Below are 17,871 nucleotides of genomic sequence, written 5' to 3'. Positions count from 1 at the left end.
ACTGCTTCGCAGCCGAGCGGGAGCAAGCTCCCTCGCCACAATGGTTTTTCCAGCCATCTAGCAAACTCGCCCTTCCATCGCAAGGCGCACTTGAGAAACAATATCGTTTATCATTGTTGCAAGTTTTTGCAATGCGACAGTGAGGAACCCTGCGAATGACGTTTCGAAATACCCTGCGCCGAAGCCTGACCTTCACCCTCCTCGGCCTGGCGCTCGCCACTCCCCTCACCCAGGCTGCCGATGCGGTTTCCCTGACTCTCTACAACGGCCAGCACAAGGAAGTCGGCGACGCGATCGCCAAAGCCTTCGAAGCCAAGACCGGCATTCACGTCAATGTGCGCAAAGGCAGCAGCAATCAACTCGCCAGCCAGGTCATCGAAGAAGGCGACCGCTCTCCTGCCGACGTGATCTACACCGAAGAATCGCCACCACTGAACAATCTCGGCGAACTCGGCCTGCTGGCCAAGACCGATGACGCCACTCTGGCGGTTCTGCCAAAGACATATGTTGCCGGCAATGGCACTTGGATCGGCGTCACCGCGCGGGTTCGAGTGGTCGCTTACAACCCGAAACTGGTCGATGAAAAAGACCTGCCGAAATCGGTAATGGAATTCTCCGATCCGAAGTGGCAGGGCAAAGTCGGCTTCGTACCCACCAGCGGCGCGTTCCAGGAACAGGCCGTGGCGATCATCAAGCTGCACGGTCGTGATGCCGCCGAAGAATGGCTGACCGGCCTGCGCGCATTCGGCAAGACCTACAGCAACAACATGGTTGCGCTCAAAGCCGTGGAAAACGGCGAAGTCGCCACCGTTCTGGTGAACAACTACTACTGGTTCGCCCTGCAGCGTGAGAAAGGCAAACTTGATTCGAAGCTGCATTACTTCACCGGCGGTGACGTCGGCGGCTTGATCACCGTATCCAGCGCAGCCGTGCTGAAATCCAGCAAACATCCAAAAGAAGCCCAGCAATTTCTTGCCTACATGGCCAGCGAAGAAGGCCAGCGCGTGATCACCCAGACCACCGCCGAATATCCGCTGCACAAAGGTATGGAATCTGATCGCGGCCTCAAGCCGTTCAGCGAACTGGAAGCGCCGAACGTCACTCCTGCCGATCTGGGCAATGCTGAAGAAGCGCTGGATCTGGAACGTGAAGTTGGCTTGAACTGATGACCGCATCGTTATCCGCCCCCGCCGCGCGCGGGGGTTACGTGCCACGGCGCAAGCGCCCGTCGATCTGGCTGGTGCTGCCGGTACTGTTACTGGTGGTGCTGAGCCTGTTGCCGCTGGCCTACGTTGGCCTGAAAGCCTGGCAGGCGGGCTGGGCCGAGGCGCTGCACTTGCTGTGGCGCCCATATGTGTTCGGCCTGCTGCGCAACACCTTGGCACTGATGGTGGGCGTGACGCTGACCTGCGGTGTGATCGGCCTGTCGCTGGCGTGGTTGCTGGAGCGCAGTAATTTGCCCGGGCGACGCCTGTGGGGTGTGATCCTGTGTCTGCCGTTCGCGGTGCCGGCGTTCGTCAGCAGCTTCACCTGGGTCTCCTTGAGCGCGCAGTTCGAAGGACTCGGCGGAGCGATTCTGGTGATGAGCCTGTCGAAATATCCGCTGATCTTTTTGCCGGTTGCAGCGACCCTGCGCAATCTTGATCCCTCCCTTGAAGAATCCGCCCGCACGCTGGGCCAAAACCGCTGGGGCGTGTTTTTCCGCGTCACCCTGCCGCTGCTCTGGCCGTCGTTGCTGGCCGGCTCGCTGCTGATTGCCCTGCACATGCTGGTGGAGTTCGGCGCACTGTCGATCATCGGCCTGCAAACTTTCACTACCGCGATCTATCAGCAGTTCGAACTGGAATTCAGTAACGCCAACGCGGCGATGCTGTCTGCGGTGTTGCTGGCGCTATGTCTGGTGCTGCTATGGCTCGAATTGCGCGTACGCGGCAAAGGCCGGCATGTGCGCACCGGGCAAGGTGCGGCGCGCCAGGCCGAGCAGGTTCGACTGGGACGGTGGGCCGCTGTCGGTCAGTTGTATTGCCTGATGCTGGCGATTGTCGGCAGCGGGATTCCGCTGGGGATGCTGGCGTACTGGCTTGCGGTGGGATCTTCGGCAGCCTTCCCGGTCGCGGCGATTACCGAAGCACTGCTGTCGTCGCTGGCACTCTCGCTGGGTGGCGCGGCGTTGTGCCTGGTACTGGCGGTGCCGGTCGGATTGCTGGTGGTGCGATACAAAGGCCAACTGGCGATCTGGGCCGAGCGCCTGCCGTATCTGCTGCATGCACTGCCGGGCCTGGTGATTGCGCTGACGCTGGTTTATTTCGCCCTGCACTACGTGCCGGCGCTGTATCAGACATCCGGGCTGCTGCTGATCGCTTATGCGCTGCTGTTTCTGCCACTGGCTCAAGCGCCGATTCGTACCGCGCTGAACAAGGCTGCACCGCAGCTGGAAGAAGCGGCGCGTACGCTGGGCGCTTCATCATTCACGGCATTTTGCCGGGTGACGCTGCCGATCATCTTCCCGGCCTTGGGCGCGGCGTTTGCGCTGGTGTTTCTGGATGCGATGAAGGAACTGACCGCGACTTTGCTGCTGAGTCCGACCGGGCTCAACACCCTGGCGACCGAGGTCTGGGCGCATACCGCGAATGTCGAATTCGCAGCAGCGGCGCCTTATGCGGCGTTGTTGATTTTGGTATCCGGGCTACCGGTTTATTTACTGACGACCCGGATGTATCTGAGCCGCTGACAGCGCTTTCGCGAGCAGGCTCGCTCCCACATTTTGACCGAGTCCCATCAGAGGAATGCGATCTAGTGCGGGAGCGAGCCTGCTCGCGAAGAGGGCCGCCCAGACAACCTCAAGCCCTGAACTGCCCCAGACTCGCCTTGAGCTGCGCCGCCAGACCATCCAGCACCTTGCCACTGGCCGTGGTTTCCACCACCGCCTGAGCCGCTTTCTCGGCCTGAGCATGGATCGTCTCGACCCGCCCACGCACTGCCTGCGCCCCCTGCGCCTGATGCGCAGCGGCCTGTGTTGCCAAGCCAATCGCCGCATGCACCTGCTCGACCGAAGCCTGTACCGACTGCTGCAGCCGCGCACTGTCGCGTAGCACCAGCAAACCTTCGCTGGCCTGACGTCCGGCCTGACCGATAGCCTCCACTGCCTCACGCGCGCCCTGCTGCAACGCGACGATGTGCGCCTGAATATCGCCAGTCGAACTTTGCGTCTTGCTCGCCAACGCCCGAACCTCGTCCGCGACCACGGCGAAACCACGTCCGGTCTCGCCCGCCCGCGCCGCTTCAATGGCTGCGTTCAATGCCAACAAATTCGTTTGTTCGGCGATCCCGTGAATCACCGTCAACACCACTTCAATCTGCTCACTCTGCTGCGCCAGCCGCTCAATGACCTTAGCCCCGGTATCGACTTGCCCCGCCAACGCCTCGATCAAACTGCCAACTTTGGCCGACGTGCGGGTGTTTTCGTCAATGGCCTGGCGAATATCCACAACCTGCTTCAACGCCGCCTGCATCGCGTGGCTCTCCGATTGCGCTTCGTCGGCCATTTGCGACAACGCACGCAAGCTTTCCGCCACTTCATCACGCTGCATCCCCGCCGCCGCATCGGCGCCGGCATTGCGCAGGGTCATCGCGCCGATTTCCACGCCGGTACGCTGGGCGACATCGCCCGCCTCGCGCACGATCGGCTGCAACTTATCCACAAAGCGATTGACCGCCGAGGCCATGTCGCCGATCTCGTCCTTGCTGTTGATCTGCACACGCTTGGTCAGATCGCCCTCACCCGCCGCCAGATCGTCCATTGCCGCGTTGAGCATCTTCAGACGATTGACCACCCGATGCCCGAGTACCACCGCCAGCAGCAACAGCACGCCACAGCCGACCAGTGCCAGGCCCAAACCGATCCGCCAGCGCAGGGTTGCGGCAGCGTCCTGAACGGTACTCGCCGTGTTGGCTTTCATTTCGGCGGCAGTGGACTGCGCCGACTGCAGACGCGCCTGCATTGCTGCGGCACTGTCAGCGGCGGCGCCCTTGAGGCTGTCGCCGACCAACTGATCGCTGCTGGCAATCAGCGCCGAAAAGCGCTTGTCGAGCGCCGCCAGATCGGTCTCGACCGAAGCGGTGGAAACCCCCATCAGCACCTTGCCAATTTCTACGCCGTTCGGGTTGATCGACGCTTCGAGGTAGTAAACCGACGGATCGTTCTTCGCCGCGTCCAGCACTTTATCCAGCGCACGCTCGCCCTGGCCCTTTTCGAGCAAGGCCTTGTTGATCGGGTTTTCGCGATTGAGATAACGGGTCAGGTGTTGCCCCGTGGCGTCGTCATAGACTACGAACAGCACATTGGGATTGCGCTGGGCACGCCGGGCAAATTCGGACAAGGTCGGTACGTCGCTGTCCCACATGGCGCGAGGTGCGACCGAGGCGAGTAATTGGGCCATGTCATTGGCCGAATCCTTCAGATCCTTTTCGAGTGTCGTACGCAGTTGCGCCTGTTCGTCCTTCAGACGCGAGGACAAACCAGCCGTCAGACGCTGACGGGTGCTGGTGGACAGGTTATCGAGGCTCGACGTGACTTCACGCCCGGCCTGCTCCAGTTCGCCGGAAAGCTTCTGGCTGTCAGCACCGAGGCGCACGGCCAGATCAGCTTCCAGCGCCGTGACGGTGCTCCGTGTCAGGGCGACTGCCACCAACACCTGCACCAAAAGGGCGATACCAAGGGTAACGAACACGGGCCGCAACAAACGGCTTTGTAACAGTGAGAGAACGGCCGACACTGTGAATACCTCTACTTCTGACGCCATTAATTTGATGGCACTCTTGTAGGGAGATTCACAGCAAAGGTCATGCCGTCCAACAGGCATAAACGACAAAGGCCCCGATCAAGGGGCCTTTGTGTTTTTACATCAACGACTTATCAAGCGAACGGATGACGCAGAACGATGGTTTCGTTGCGGTCCGGGCCCGTCGAAATAATGTCGATCGGCGCGCCGATCAACTCTTCAACGCGTTTGATGTAGGCACGGGCGTTGGCCGGCAGCTCTTCCAGGGTTTTGGCGCCCACGGTCGATTCGGTCCAGCCCGGTACTTCTTCGTACACAGGCTGCAGGCCTACGTAGCTGTCAGCGTCGGTCGGCGCAACGGCGTTGCCTTGTGCATCTTTGTAGCCGGTGCAGATGTTGATGGTTTCCAGGCCGTCGAGTACGTCCAGCTTGGTCAGGCAGATGCCCGAGATGCTGTTCACATCGATAGCGCGACGCAGGATAACGGCGTCAAACCAGCCGCAACGACGGGCACGGCCGGTGGTAGCGCCGAACTCGTGACCTTGTTTGGCCAGGTGCGCACCGACTTCGTCAAACAGCTCAGTCGGGAATGGACCCGAACCGACGCGAGTGGTGTAAGCCTTGGTGATGCCCAGGATGTAGTCGAGGAACATCGGGCCAACGCCCGAACCGGTCGCCACGCCACCAGCGGTGGTGTTGGAGCTGGTCACGTACGGGTAGGTACCGTGGTCGATGTCGAGCAACGAACCTTGGGCGCCTTCGAACATGATGTCTTTGCCGGCGCGACGCAGGTCGTGCAGCTCGGCCGTCACGTCCAGCATCAGCGGCTTGAGCAGCTCAGCGTATTCCTTGCACTCGGCCAGGGTTTTCTCGAACTCGATGGCCGGCTCTTTGTAGTAACCGACCAGCATGAAGTTGTGGTAATCCACCAGTTCACGCAGCTTGTCTTCGAAGCGCGGCATGTTCAGCAGATCGCCAACACGCAGGCCACGACGTGCAACCTTGTCTTCGTATGCCGGGCCGATGCCGCGACCGGTAGTACCGATCTTCAGCTCGCCACGGGCCTTTTCACGGGCCTGGTCCAGCGCCACGTGGAAGGACAGGATCAGCGGGCAGGACGGGCTGATACGCAGACGCTCGCGCACCGGTACACCTTTCTCTTCCAGCTTGGTGATCTCGCGCAGCAGGGCGTCAGGTGCAACCACCACGCCGTTGCCGATCAGGCACTGCACGCCTTCGCGCAGCACGCCCGACGGGATCAGGTGCAGGACGGTTTTTTCGCCGTCGATCACCAGCGTGTGGCCAGCGTTGTGGCCACCTTGGTAGCGCACTACGGCGGCAGCATGTTCGGTCAGCAGATCAACGATCTTGCCTTTGCCCTCATCACCCCATTGGGTGCCCAGGACTACGACATTCTTACCCATAACACTTGTCCTCATTCGCGCAAACTTGGTGCCGGCGATGGCCGGCAGGAAAACTCAAGAAGCCAGTGGCGATACTTGCCAAAGCCCGTTCTGCTGAATCAATTGCCGGTCGCAGTCCGCATCACGGGCGGCGGCCAAAGGTTGTCCAGGCAAAGCCTGAACGACACGCTGACCCTCACTGCGCAACTGGCAAACCTGCTGCCAGAGTGCCGCATCCGTACTGTCAGGCATCCAGATACCGCCAGACGGTAACTCGATGTCAGCACGCCCCAGGGTCACCAGGGTTTTCAAATCGGTAGAAAAGCCAGTCGCCGGACGGGCGCGACCGAAATCGGCGCCGATGTCGTCGTAGCGACCGCCCTGAGCGATGGACTGGCCAACGCCCGGCACGAACACCGCGAACACCACACCGGTGTGGTAGTGGTAACCGCGCAGCTCGCCCAGATCAAAGTACAGCGGCAACTCCGGGAAGCGCGCCGACAGACGCTCGGCGATTGCCAGCAAATCTTCCAGTGCCGCGAGCACCGGCGCCGGTGCATTGGCCAGACGCTCGCGGGCTGCAGCCAGCACTTCACGACCGCCACACAGATCAACCAGCGCTCGCAGCATGCCGGACAGATCGGCCGGCAAGCCTTCGGTCAAGGTAATGACCTCGTCGATGGCCTTGCGTTGCAATGCATCGAACAACTGCTGCTCGACTTCACCGGACAGGCCGGCGGCGCGCGCCAGACCACGGTAAATGCCGACATGACCAAGGTCCATGTGCACATCCGGCACATCGGCCAGTTGCAGCATGGCCAACATCAGACTGATGACTTCAACGTCGCTGCTCGGGCTGGCATCGCCGTACAACTCGGCGCCCAACTGGATCGGGCTGCGCGAGGACGACAGTGCACGCGGTTGGGCATGCAGCACGCTGCCGGCGTAGCACAGACGGCTCGGGCCTTCACGACGCAGGGTGTGCGCATCGATGCGCGCCACTTGCGGCGTGATGTCAGCGCGGAAACCCATCTGCCGGCCCGACTGCGGGTCGATGACCTTGAAGGTACGCAGATCCAGGTCCTGGCCCGCGCCGGTCAGCAGGGATTCCAGGTACTCGATATGGGGAGTCACGACAAACTCGTAACCCCAGCTCTGGAACAGATCCAACACCTGACGACGCGCAACTTCAATGCGCGCCGCTTCTGGTGGCAGTACTTCTTCGATGCCATCTGGCAGCAGCCAGCGGTCTACCGTTGCCATTACGCCATTCCCCTTTGATCCGGGCGGCCAGCACGAGGGCGAGCCTTGAGTGAAGCAGAAAATGATCGGTCCGTTCAAAACGCACGCGCATGAACGACGCAGCGAAAGGCCTGATACCGGCTTCGCCCATCACTTTCCTCGAAAAACTGTCGAGTCATTCAACCCGATGTTCTGCAGCAAAAACAGCAATCAAACGTGCAGACGCAAAAAAGCCGGGAATTTCCCGGCTGCCGCATCATACACACGTTTTCCCAAAGGATCACCCCGCCCGAGGTTTTAGCCGCCGGGCGGAATGATTCAGGTCAACGGCGTGTCAAGGCTTGGACTTTTCCAGATAACGGAAGAAGTCGCTGCTTGGGTCGAGGACCAGGACGTCGGATTTGTTCGCGAAGCTTTCACGGTAGGCGCGCAGACTACGGTAGAAACCGTAGAACTCTTGATCCTGACCGTAGGCCTTGGAGTAGATCGCAGCGGCCTGGGCATCACCGTCACCGCGAATCTCTTCGGACTCACGATAGGCTTCAGCCAGCAGTACGCGGCGTTGACGATCAGCGTCGGCACGGATGCCTTCAGCCAGCTCGTTACCCTTGGCGCGGTGTTCGCGAGCTTCACGCTCACGCTCGGTGCTCATACGTTCGAACACGCTGCGGTTTACTTCTTTCGGCAGATCGATGGCCTTGACCCGGACATCGACGACTTCGATACCCAGCTCTTTTTCCGCCATCTTGTTCAGCGAAGCGGTGATATCAGCCATCAGCGCATCACGCTCACCCGACACGACTTCGTGCAGGGTGCGCTTGCCGAACTGGTCACGCAGGCCGGATTCCAGACGACGGGACAGACGCTCGTCAGCAATTTGCTTGAGGCCGGAAGTTGCGGTGTAGAAGCGCTCGGCATCTTTCACCCGCCACTTGGCGTAGGCATCAACCATGACGGCTTTCTTTTCCAGGGTCAGGAAGCGCTGTGTCGGTGCATCCAGCGTCATCAGACGTGCGTCGAATTTACGCACCTGGTTAACGTAAGGCACTTTCACATGCAGGCCCGGCTGAACATCCGCCTGCACCACACGACCGAATTGCAGCAGCACCGCACGCTCGGTCTGAGCGACGATGTAGAAGCAGTTCCAGCCCACCAGTACCACGACAACGCCAACGATCAGGGCGATCAGCGATTTATTGCTCATCAGCGGGTCTCCCTTGTACGCGACTGCGGCACGTCAGTGACATGCGGCGTGACGTCCGTGTTATTGCTGGCGGCGGCAGAACCAGTGACCGCTGCATTGCTGCCCGAACTGTTCTGGATCATTTTGTCCAATGGCAGGTAAAGCAGGTTGCTCTGGCCGTTCTTGTTGCCGGTCACGAGTACCTTGCTGGTGTTGCTGAAGACTTCCTGCATGGTGTCCAGGTACAGACGCTGGCGGGTGACTTCAGGCGCCTTGCGATACTCGGCGACCAGTTTGGTGAAGCGATCGGCCTCACCCTTGGCACGCGAGACCGTTTCGTCGCGGTAACCATTGGCATCCTCGAGGATACGCTGGGCCTGACCACGGGCTTCCGGCACAACGCCGTTGGCATAGGTTTCAGCCTGGTTGCGCGAACGCTGTTCGTCTTCACGGGCGCGGATCACGTCATCGAAGGCTTCCTGCACTTCACGCGGTGCTGCTGCGCTCTGTACGTTGACCTGGGTGACGGTGATACCGGTGCGATAGGTATCGAGGAAACGTTGCAGACGCTCCTTGATTTCGCTGGCCATCAACTCACGACCTTCGGTCAGCACCTGATCCATGGCGGTCGAACCCACCACGTGGCGCAGGGCGCTGTCGGTCGCATGCTGGAGGCTGATTTCCGGCTGATCGACGTTCAGCACGAAGTCCTGCAGGTTGCTGATCTTGTACTGCACGGTCAGCGGGACTTCGACGATGTTCTCGTCTTCGGTCAGCATCTGGCCCTGTTTGGTATAGGCACGCTCACGCGTGACGTTTTCCATGTACTTTTTATCGATCGGCGGGAAGTAGATGTTCAGGCCGGGGCCGACGGTTTCGTAGTACTTGCCGAAGCGCAGCACCACGGCTTGCTCCTGCTCGTCCACCACGTAGACCGCGCTGTACAGCCAGACAGCCGCCAGCACAACAAGGCCGATGCCGAGCAGACCGCCGAAGCCGCCACCACTCCTGCCCGAACCGCCGCCGTCATCACCACCGCGTTTCTTACCACCACCGAACAACCCGTTCAGGCTTTCCTGCAGCTTTCGGAAGGCCTCGTCGAGATCCGGTGGCCCCTTGCGGTCGCCGTTATTGCGGCGCTTGCCACCCCAAGGATCCTGATTGTTCGAGTTGCCACCCGGCTCATTCCAAGCCATAGCGCTCTCCATCTGATAAAGCAAAGACGCACCCACGGCGCGCCGACCAATGCTACAGAATGCCTGCCGTTGCGGCACAACCGCTTTTTCAGGCTTTTATTGCAAAGTGTGTTGTTCGATGAACTCCGTCGGCACAACGCCTTCACGACTGACCAGTCGATTGAGCTCCGAGCGCGGCAATCGAACGGCCAGCAAGCTGACACCTTCTTCGTCGTATTCTTCTTTCTGCACCGCGCCCAATTCGAAGAACTGTGCGCGCAGACGCGCAAAACGCTGAGGCAACCGTAAGGTACCGACAAACAGGTCACTGCCCAACAACTCGGCAATGGCTTGCTCAAGCAATTCCAGACCACTGCCATCACGCGCCGACAACCAGACCCGTTGCGGCCTGCCGTTTTCGTCGCGCTGGATTTGTGGCTCAACGCCTTCAAGCAAATCGAGTTTGTTGTATACCTCAAGTATCGGCAAGTCCTGGGCCCCAATCTCGCCCAGCACCACCATCACCTGCTCGATCTGCAACATCCGATCCGGTTCGGCCGCATCGATCACGTGCAACAAGAGGTCGGAGTTGCTCGACTCTTCGAGCGTAGACCGAAATGCCTCGACCAGCTTGTGCGGCAGGTGGCGAATGAACCCCACCGTGTCGGCCAGGACAATCGGCCCCAGGTCGTCCAGTTCCAGACGGCGCAGGGTCGGATCCAGCGTGGCGAACAATTGGTCGGCCGCGTACACGTCGGATTTCGTCACGTTATTGAAGAGTGTGGATTTGCCGGCGTTGGTATAGCCCACCAGGGAAACAGTAGGAATATCCGCACGGGAACGGCCGCGACGCGACTGTTCGCGCTGACTGCGCACTTTTTCCAGCCGCCCTTTGATCTGCCGCAGGCGAACCCGCAGCAGACGGCGGTCGGTTTCCAGCTGGGTTTCACCCGGACCACGCATGCCGATACCACCACCCTGACGCTCAAGGTGGGTCCAGCCACGAACCAGCCGGGTGCTCATGTGGTCAAGCTGGGCCAGTTCGACCTGGAGCTTGCCTTCATGGGTACGCGCGCGTTGGGCGAAAATATCGAGAATCAGACCGGTGCGGTCGATCACGCGACACTCGAATACACGTTCGAGGTTACGTTCCTGACTGGGCGTGAGGGTGTGATTGAAGATCACCAGATCGGCTTCTTCGGCATGTACCAGGTCGCGCAATTCCTCGACCTTGCCGCTACCAATCAGGAATTTGGCGGTTGGCCGATGACGCGGCACGTTAAAAAACGCAACGGTCTCGGCGCCCGCCGAATTAGCCAATTCCTGAAACTCCTGCGGATCTTCGCGCGCCTCAGGGTCCTGTCCATCCAAGTGAACGAGTATGACTCGCTCACCACCACCGTGGCGCTCAAAGAACAAAGGAGACTCCTATCAGGCGTTACCCGGAGCTGGATCAGCGTCGCCCTGTTCGTTTTCGGTTGCGCTAGGCAGACGAATTGGACGAACCGGCACTACTGTCGAGATAGCGTGTTTGTAAACCATTTGGCTGACGGTGTTTTTCAGCAGGATCACGAACTGGTCGAACGACTCGATCGTACCTTGCAGCTTGATACCGTTGACCAAGTAGATGGAAACCCCAACTTTCTCTTTACGTAAAGTATTCAAGTAAGGGTCTTGTAGCGAATGCCCTTTTGACATGTGCCGCACTCCTTTAAGGATTCAATAATAAAAAATAGGTAATTCAGATGGCTTTGGCCGTCACACCCCCAAGGATAGACGGCAATTGCAAGGACTCAGCTCAATATGGAGATGGTCCCAAGGTATTTCAAGGCGCGTGGCAGATTGTCGCAATCAAGACTGTCCAGCCAGTGTAAATCTTCCCAGCTGCGCAGCCAGGTGAACTGGCGTTTGGCCAATTGGCGCGTGGCAATGACTCCGCGCTCCTGCATTTCGGACAACGTCAGCTTGCCATCCAGGTAATCCCAGACTTGGCGGTACCCTACTGCACGTATAGACGGCAACCCCGAATGCAGGTCACTTCTTTTACGCAGGGCTACGACCTCGTCGATGAACCCCTGTTCCAACATATTTGTGAATCTTTGTTTAATGCGCTCGTGCAATACCTGGCGATTTGCCGGGGCAATGGCCAAGTTCGCGACAGTATAGGGCAATTGTTGCAGTCCCGAAGCGGCTGCTTCAGTACTTTGCGCAGATTGTTGCTGGCGCAGCGCGGTCATGCTCTGACCGCTGACCCGATAAACTTCCAGCGCACGACTCAAGCGCTGCGGATCGTTGGGGTGAATCCGCGCCGCCGACACTGGATCGATGATCGCCAATTGATCATGCAGAGCTTGCCAGCCAAGGCGTGCAGCCTCTTCTTCGATCTGCGCACGGATGGCCGCATCGGCCGCTGGCATATCTGCCAAACCGTCGACCAGTGCCTTGTAATAGAGCATCGTGCCGCCCACCAGCAGCGGAATTTTTCCGCGTGCGGTGATTTCGGCCATCGCTTGCAGGGCATCGCGACGAAAATCCGCCGCCGAGTACGCCTCGGCCGGATCAAGAATATCGATCAAACGGTGCGGATATTCGGCCAGCAGCTCTTTGGAAGGCTTGGCCGTGCCGATGTCCATGCCGCGATAGACCAGCGCCGAATCGACGCTGATCAGCTCGCACGGCAGTACCTTGGTCAGCTCGATGGCCAAATCGGTCTTGCCCGCAGCGGTCGGGCCCATCAGGAAAATCGCTGGAGGAAGCTGGCTCATCAACGACCGCGCAGGAACAGTTTGTCCAGATCGTCCAGGCCCAATTGGGTCCAGGTCGGTCGGCCATGGTTGCATTGACCGCTGCGCTCGGTGTTTTCCATGTCACGCAGCAGGCCGTTCATTTCCGGCAGGGCCAGGCGCCGGTTGGCGCGGATTGCGCCGTGGCAGGCCATGGTGCCGAGCAGTTCGTTCAGGTGTGCCTGAATCCGGTCGCTGGTGCCGTACTCCATCAAATCCGACAGCACGTCACCGACCAGGCGGTTGGCCTCGGCCTGCTTGAGCAGTGCGGGAATTTGGCGGATCGCCAGTGTTTCCGGGCCCAGACGCTGCAGTTCGAAGCCCAGACGCTGGAACCACGCCGCGTGTTCTTCGGCGCAATCAGCCTCGCGCTGACTGACCGCCAACGATTCCGGCACCAGCAACGGCTGGCCGCTCAGGCCTTCGCTGGCCATGGCGATCTTCAGGCGTTCGTACATGATCCGCTCGTGAGCGGCGTGCATGTCCACCAGCACCAGACCCTGGGCGTTCTCCGACAGAATGTAGATGCCCTTGAGCTGCGCCAGTGCGTAACCAAGCGGCGGGATGTCTTCCTGACCGGCCGGCAATGCGTTGGCATTGGCCTCGGGCAGCGGTGCGAAAAACTCGCGATACGCCGCTTGGGCCTCGGCGGCCGGTGGCACGGCGGATTGCGGACGCGGCGTGTATTGATACTGATAAGCGCCACCAGCGCTGCCACCTGACGAGGTGTTGAATGCCGGTTGCGCCTGCGGCTGCTCCAGCAACGCATTGGCCGCCAGACGCATTTCGCCTTGCGGTCCGAATTCGCCGGCATCAAGGCCGGTCGGACGGACGATGGCGGTGGTCACGGAACCGGCGAGCTGGTCTTCCGGACGCACATCACCCAATGCCCGGTGCAGCGTGCCGTAGAGGAAGTCGTGCACCATGCGCCCGTCACGAAAACGTACTTCGTGCTTGGTCGGGTGCACGTTGACGTCTACCGCCGCCGGATCGACCTCGAAAAACAACGCAAACGTCGGATGTCGACCGTTGAACAGCACGTCGCGGTAAGCCTGACGCACCGCGTGGGCGACCAGTTTGTCGCGCACCGCACGGCCGTTGACAAAGAAATACTGCAAATCCGCCTGGCTACGGTTGAAGGTCGGCAAACCGACCCAGCCCCACAGGTGCAGACCGTTGCGTTCGATCTCGATCGGCAGCGCCTGCTCAAGGAAACCCGAACCGCAGATCGCCGCCACACGCCGCGCGCGGGCCGCATCATCGTGGGCCTCGTGCAGGCTGAGGATGGTCTTGCCGTTATGACGCAGGTGAAAAGCCACGTCGAAACGCGCCAGCGCCAGACGTTTGATCACTTCTTGCAGGTGATCGAATTCGGTTTTTTCGGTCTTGAGGAATTTACGCCGCGCCGGGGTGTTGAAGAACAGGTCGCGGACTTCCACCGAAGTGCCGACCGGATGCGCCGCCGGCTGAACACGGGGTGCCATGTCGCGACCTTCGGTTTCGACCTGCCAGGCCTGATCGGCGTCGCGAGTGCGCGAAGTCAGGGTCAGACGCGCCACGGAACTGATCGACGCCAATGCCTCACCACGAAAGCCCAGGCTCATCACCTGTTCCAGATCTTCCAGATTGCGGATCTTGCTGGTGGCGTGACGGGCCAATGCCAGCGGCAGGTCATCAGCCGAAATGCCGCTGCCGTCATCGCGAACGCGCAGTAGCTTGACGCCACCCTGCTCGACATCGACATCAATGCGCTTGGCACCAGAATCGAGGCTGTTTTCCAGCAGTTCCTTGATCACCGATGCCGGGCGTTCAACTACTTCACCGGCGGCGATCTGGTTCGCCAGCCGTGGGCTGAGCAGTTCGATGCGGGCTGCGTTTAACACCTGATTCATTCTTTGGACGCCAGTTCGGTGCCAGGAATGGTCAGGTGCTGACCGACTTTCAGCTCATCGCTTTTCAGGTTATTCGCGCTGCGCAGCGTCGCCGGCGACACCTGATAGCGCACACCAATCATCGCCAGGGTCTCACCCGGGCCGACACGATGATCACGCGGGCCTTGGGCGATCTTGCCGGAATCACGCAGCCAGGCAATGTAGGTGCCCGGTGGCGGGTTCTGCTGGAAGAACTGGCGCACGCCACTGCTGATCGAACGTGCCAGCGCCTGCTGGTGGCTCGATGCCGAGAGCTTGTTGGCTTCGTTGGCGTTGGAGATAAACCCGGTTTCGACGAGGATCGACGGGATGTCCGGCGACTTCAACACCATGAACCCGGCCTGTTCCACGCGCTGCTTGTGCAGCGGTGTCACACGACCGATGTTGGTCAGGACTTTCTGACCGACGTTGAGACTGGAGGTCAGCGAGGCGGTCATCGACAGGTCGAGCAATACGCCGGCGAGCATACGATCCTTGTCGTCGAGGCTGACGTTGCCGGCGCCGCCGATCAAGTCGGAGCGGTTTTCGCTGTCGGCCAGCCAACGGGCGGTCTCCGACGTGGCGCCGCGATCAGACAGGGCAAATACCGAAGCACCGAAGGCAGCCGCAGACGGCGCGGCGTCGGCGTGAATCGAGACGAACAGGTCGGCGCCCTTCTTGCGGGCGATCTCGGTACGGCCGCGCAACGGGATGAAATAGTCGCCAGTACGCGTCAGTTCGGCGCGGAAACCTTTCATGCCGTTGACCTGACGCTGCAATTCGCGCGCGATCTGCAACACCACGTCTTTCTCACGCTGGCCGCGTGAGCCGGACGCACCCGGGTCTTCACCACCGTGCCCGGCGTCGATCACCACAATAATGTCGCGTTTGCCAGGCGGGGCCGGCGGCAACTTGATTGCCGGTTCGGAAGGTGTGACTGGTACCGCAGGCATGGTCGCCACTGACGGCGTTGGAGCAGGCACAGGCGCTGGTGCCGCATCGGCCGCGTTGTCGAACAGATCGACCACCAGACGGTTGCCATACTGCGCGTTAGGCGCCAGCGAGAAGCTTTTCGGGGTGACGGCTTTCTTCAGGTCGATGACTACCCGCAGGTCAGTCGGCGTGCGCTGGGCAGAGCGCATCGCGGTAATCGGCGTGTTCGCGGTCTGCACATTCAACGGTGCGCCCAAGGTGGCGCCGTTGATGTCGATCACCAGCCGATCCGGTGCAGTCAGGGTGAAGACGCTGTGCTGCACCGGGCCGCTGAGGTCGAAGACCAGCCGCGTGTTGTCCGGTGCGCGCCACAGGCGCACGCTGTTGACCTTCGTATCGGCCACAGCGTTGACGGTTACTGCCATCAATATCAGTCCAGCGGCAGCCACCAACGCGCGAAAGCGCATACCTAACCCCATCATTTAATTGGATTCCAATGCCAAAGCGGCACACCAGGCCTCGCCGCGCGACCCCTGGGACAAAATTTTCAGCGAACGCCCGCTGTCTTGCGGGCTAATGGTAATGGTCAGGTCAGGCTTTGGCAAAAAGCCTGCACCTTTATCGGGCCACTCGATCAGGCACAGGGCGTCGTCTTCGAAATAGTCACGGATGCCGAGAAACTCCAGTTCCTCCGGATCGACCAGGCGATACAGGTCGAAGTGGAAGGCGCGGATGTCGCCGATCTCGTAGGGCTCGACCAACGTGAAGGTCGGACTTTTTACCGCACCGACATGCCCCAACCCACGGATGATGCCCCGGGACAGCGTGGTCTTGCCCATCCCCAGATTGCCTTCCAGAAAAATCAGGCCATGGCCCTGGGTCACGCGGGCGATCCGTGCGCCAAAGTCGCTCATGGCCTGTTCATCGGCCAGGTACAGGGTTACTTCAGACACGGTGCATGCTCCTCCAACAACTGACGAATGGCTGGAATCAGATCACTGGCCGCCAGCCCACGGCCGAATTTCCCTTGTTGCATACCGGCATTGGCGTGCAGCCAAACCGCCAGGCAGGCGGCATCGAAACCGTACATGCCTTGCGCCAGCAGTGCGCCGACCAAACCCGCCAGCACATCGCCGAGACCGGCGGTGGCCATGGCCGGATGGCCCTGATGACACAGCGCCAGACGTCCATCGGGATGCGCAATCAGACTGCCGGCCCCCTTCAACACCACCACCGCTGTATATTTCTTGCTCAACGCCAATGCCGCCGCAGGACGATCGGCCTGCACTTGTGCGGTACTGATCCCCAGCAAACGTGCAGCCTCGCCCGGATGCGGAGTGATCACGCAATCCTTGGGCAGGCTGACGAAGCCGGTCGCCAGCAAATTCAACGCATCAGCGTCCCACACTTGCGGCAACGGCGCGTTGGCCGCAGCCGATAACAGCGCCCGCCCCCAACTCGCTTGCCCCAGACCTGGCCCTATAACCAAGACTGAAACCTTGTCCAGCAAGCCCATTAACTGGTTGGCCGATGAAGCGCCAAGCGCCATGGCTTCCGGCACGCGGCTCAAGGCTGCCGGCACGTGTTCCGGGCGAGTGGCCAGCGAAACCATGCCGGCGCCGCTGCGCAGGGCGCTTTCGGTGCTGAGCAGAATCGCCCCGCCGAAACCGTGATCGCCGCCGATCAGCAGCACGTGGCCGAATCGGCCTTTGTGCGCTGCCGGTGCACGTGCAGCCAATCGCGGAAGATTAGCCGCGTTAAGGCGTACGGCGCTGACAGGAATGTCACGACAGGTTTCGGCCGAGGCCTGCAAATCGTTAAACACTAGCCCGCCGATGTGATCCGCTGCGTCACCGGTAAACAGGCCGATTTTCAAACCAATGAAGGTGACAGTGAGGTCGGCGCGGACTGCGTCACCGAGTACATGTCCGGTATCGGCGCAGAGCCCGGAAGGAATATCCACCGCGATCACCGGCAAGCCGCTGGCATTGATCGCTTTGATCGCACTGGCATAAGGCTCGCGCACGTCACCGCCAAGGCCGGTGCCGAGCAAGGCATCGACGATGACACCGCGCAACTCGCTTTGCGCAGTCCAGTCCTGCACGGTGACGCCTTCAGCCAACGCCTCGGCATGGGCCAATGCGGCATCACCCTGCAAGCGCTGCGGGTCACCGACCGCCAGCACCCGAACCGTACAGCCTGCCCGCCGCGCCAGCGCAGCGACCAGATAACCGTCACCTGCGTTGTTGCCATGCCCGGCCAACACGCTCAGTTCAGTCGCAGAAGGCCATTGCCGAACCAGCGCTCGCCATGTCGCATGGGCGGCGCGCTGCATCAATTCGAAGCCCGGCGTACCGGCAGCGATCAGCCGCGCATCGAGTTCGCGCACCTGTGCGGCGCGGTACAGCGCGTCGGGTAATTCATCTTTCGTGTGCGGCATGCGTCTTCGGGCTCCGATGTC

General features: G+C 60.7%; 14 protein-coding genes. 2 read left to right on the top strand and 12 right to left on the bottom strand.

Annotated features, from left to right (window positions below):
* The first annotated feature begins 155 nt into the window (after positions 1-155).
* Both ACVVH8_RS02850 and ACVVH8_RS02845 read left to right on the top strand, forming a co-directional pair.
* Positions 156-1,166, top strand: coding sequence for an extracellular solute-binding protein (locus ACVVH8_RS02850; protein ID WP_103304667.1), 1,011 nt, complete (start codon positions 156-158; stop codon positions 1,164-1,166).
* Entirely contained in the window at positions 1,166-2,731 is a 1,566-nt protein-coding gene (locus ACVVH8_RS02845) for an ABC transporter permease subunit (protein ID WP_315446772.1), read from the top strand. The genes ACVVH8_RS02850 and ACVVH8_RS02845 overlap by 1 nt, the downstream gene beginning before the upstream one ends.
* A gap of 109 nt (positions 2,732-2,840) precedes the next feature.
* Here the strand turns inward: ACVVH8_RS02845 and ACVVH8_RS02840 are convergent, their stop codons facing one another.
* The 12 genes from ACVVH8_RS02840 to ACVVH8_RS02785 form a co-directional block, all read right to left on the bottom strand.
* The gene (locus tag ACVVH8_RS02840) at positions 2,841-4,775 is read right to left on the bottom strand and encodes a methyl-accepting chemotaxis protein (RefSeq protein ID WP_475228378.1); all 1,935 of its coding nucleotides are present in this window, start codon (positions 4,773-4,775) and stop codon (positions 2,841-2,843) included.
* A gap of 140 nt (positions 4,776-4,915) precedes the next feature.
* On the bottom strand, positions 4,916-6,205 hold the full coding sequence (locus tag ACVVH8_RS02835; RefSeq protein ID WP_085711159.1) for an adenylosuccinate synthase: 1,290 nt from the start codon (positions 6,203-6,205) through the stop codon (positions 4,916-4,918).
* Between the two features lie 54 nt (positions 6,206-6,259).
* Positions 6,260-7,447, bottom strand: coding sequence for an ATP phosphoribosyltransferase regulatory subunit (locus tag ACVVH8_RS02830; protein WP_103304665.1), 1,188 nt, complete (start codon positions 7,445-7,447; stop codon positions 6,260-6,262).
* A 313-nt stretch (positions 7,448-7,760) separates the two neighbouring features.
* Positions 7,761-8,630: a protease modulator HflC gene (gene hflC, locus ACVVH8_RS02825; RefSeq protein WP_007950723.1), complete on the bottom strand. Its 870-nt coding sequence runs from the start codon at positions 8,628-8,630 to the stop codon at positions 7,761-7,763.
* Positions 8,630-9,805 carry an FtsH protease activity modulator HflK gene (gene hflK, locus ACVVH8_RS02820; protein WP_103304664.1) on the bottom strand — a complete coding sequence of 392 codons (1,176 nt, stop codon included), beginning with the start codon at positions 9,803-9,805 and terminating at the stop codon, positions 8,630-8,632. The genes hflC and hflK overlap by 1 nt, the downstream gene beginning before the upstream one ends.
* A 96-nt stretch (positions 9,806-9,901) precedes the next feature.
* Positions 9,902-11,203 (bottom strand): ribosome rescue GTPase HflX, encoded by a 1,302-nt coding sequence (gene hflX, locus ACVVH8_RS02815; protein WP_103304663.1) that lies wholly within the window; start codon positions 11,201-11,203, stop codon positions 9,902-9,904.
* A 12-nt stretch (positions 11,204-11,215) separates the two neighbouring features.
* Positions 11,216-11,482 carry an RNA chaperone Hfq gene (gene hfq, locus ACVVH8_RS02810; protein WP_095109354.1) on the bottom strand — a complete coding sequence of 89 codons (267 nt, stop codon included), beginning with the start codon at positions 11,480-11,482 and terminating at the stop codon, positions 11,216-11,218.
* Between the two features lie 95 nt (positions 11,483-11,577).
* Entirely contained in the window at positions 11,578-12,549 is a 972-nt protein-coding gene (gene miaA / locus ACVVH8_RS02805; RefSeq protein WP_103304662.1) for a tRNA (adenosine(37)-N6)-dimethylallyltransferase MiaA, read from the bottom strand.
* Positions 12,549-14,450 carry a DNA mismatch repair endonuclease MutL gene (mutL, locus tag ACVVH8_RS02800; RefSeq protein WP_475231114.1) on the bottom strand — a complete coding sequence of 634 codons (1,902 nt, stop codon included), beginning with the start codon at positions 14,448-14,450 and terminating at the stop codon, positions 12,549-12,551. The genes miaA and mutL overlap by 1 nt, the downstream gene beginning before the upstream one ends.
* Positions 14,451-14,455: 5 nt before the next feature.
* Positions 14,456-15,835, bottom strand: a complete 1,380-nt coding sequence (locus ACVVH8_RS02795; protein WP_371919316.1) for an N-acetylmuramoyl-L-alanine amidase — start codon at positions 15,833-15,835, stop codon at positions 14,456-14,458.
* A gap of 57 nt (positions 15,836-15,892) precedes the next feature.
* Complete coding sequence (tsaE, locus tag ACVVH8_RS02790; protein WP_016985707.1) at positions 15,893-16,363, bottom strand: tRNA (adenosine(37)-N6)-threonylcarbamoyltransferase complex ATPase subunit type 1 TsaE; 471 nt, start codon at positions 16,361-16,363, stop codon at positions 15,893-15,895.
* Positions 16,351-17,850 carry an NAD(P)H-hydrate dehydratase gene (locus tag ACVVH8_RS02785; RefSeq protein ID WP_475228376.1) on the bottom strand — a complete coding sequence of 500 codons (1,500 nt, stop codon included), beginning with the start codon at positions 17,848-17,850 and terminating at the stop codon, positions 16,351-16,353. Before ACVVH8_RS02785 ends, tsaE begins: the two co-directional genes overlap by 13 nt.
* Positions 17,851-17,871: the final 21 nt, after the last annotated feature.

This window comes from Pseudomonas trutticola BRTCR10 (assembly GCF_056155105.1).
The sequence above is the reverse complement of the archived record's forward strand: the minus strand, read 5'-3'. Positions and strand labels throughout refer to the sequence as shown.

Bases quoted from the DNA above. Each gene is read 5' to 3' on its own strand.
- ACVVH8_RS02850 (WP_103304667.1), top strand. From the start codon at position 156: ATGACGTTTCGAAATACCCTGCGCCGAAGCCTGACCTTCACCCTCCTC.
- ACVVH8_RS02845 (WP_315446772.1), top strand. From the start codon at position 1,166: ATGACCGCATCGTTATCCGCCCCCGCCGCGCGCGGGGGTTACGTGCCA.
- ACVVH8_RS02835 (WP_085711159.1), bottom strand. From the start codon at position 6,205: ATGGGTAAGAATGTCGTAGTCCTGGGCACCCAATGGGGTGATGAGGGC.
- ACVVH8_RS02830 (WP_103304665.1), bottom strand. From the start codon at position 7,447: ATGGCAACGGTAGACCGCTGGCTGCTGCCAGATGGCATCGAAGAAGTA.
- hflC (WP_007950723.1), bottom strand. From the start codon at position 8,630: ATGAGCAATAAATCGCTGATCGCCCTGATCGTTGGCGTTGTCGTGGTA.
- hflK (WP_103304664.1), bottom strand. From the start codon at position 9,805: ATGGCTTGGAATGAGCCGGGTGGCAACTCGAACAATCAGGATCCTTGG.
- hfq (WP_095109354.1), bottom strand. From the start codon at position 11,482: ATGTCAAAAGGGCATTCGCTACAAGACCCTTACTTGAATACTTTACGT.
- miaA (WP_103304662.1), bottom strand. From the start codon at position 12,549: ATGAGCCAGCTTCCTCCAGCGATTTTCCTGATGGGCCCGACCGCTGCG.
- ACVVH8_RS02795 (WP_371919316.1), bottom strand. From the start codon at position 15,835: ATGGCAGTAACCGTCAACGCTGTGGCCGATACGAAGGTCAACAGCGTG.
- ACVVH8_RS02785 (WP_475228376.1), bottom strand. From the start codon at position 17,850: ATGCCGCACACGAAAGATGAATTACCCGACGCGCTGTACCGCGCCGCA.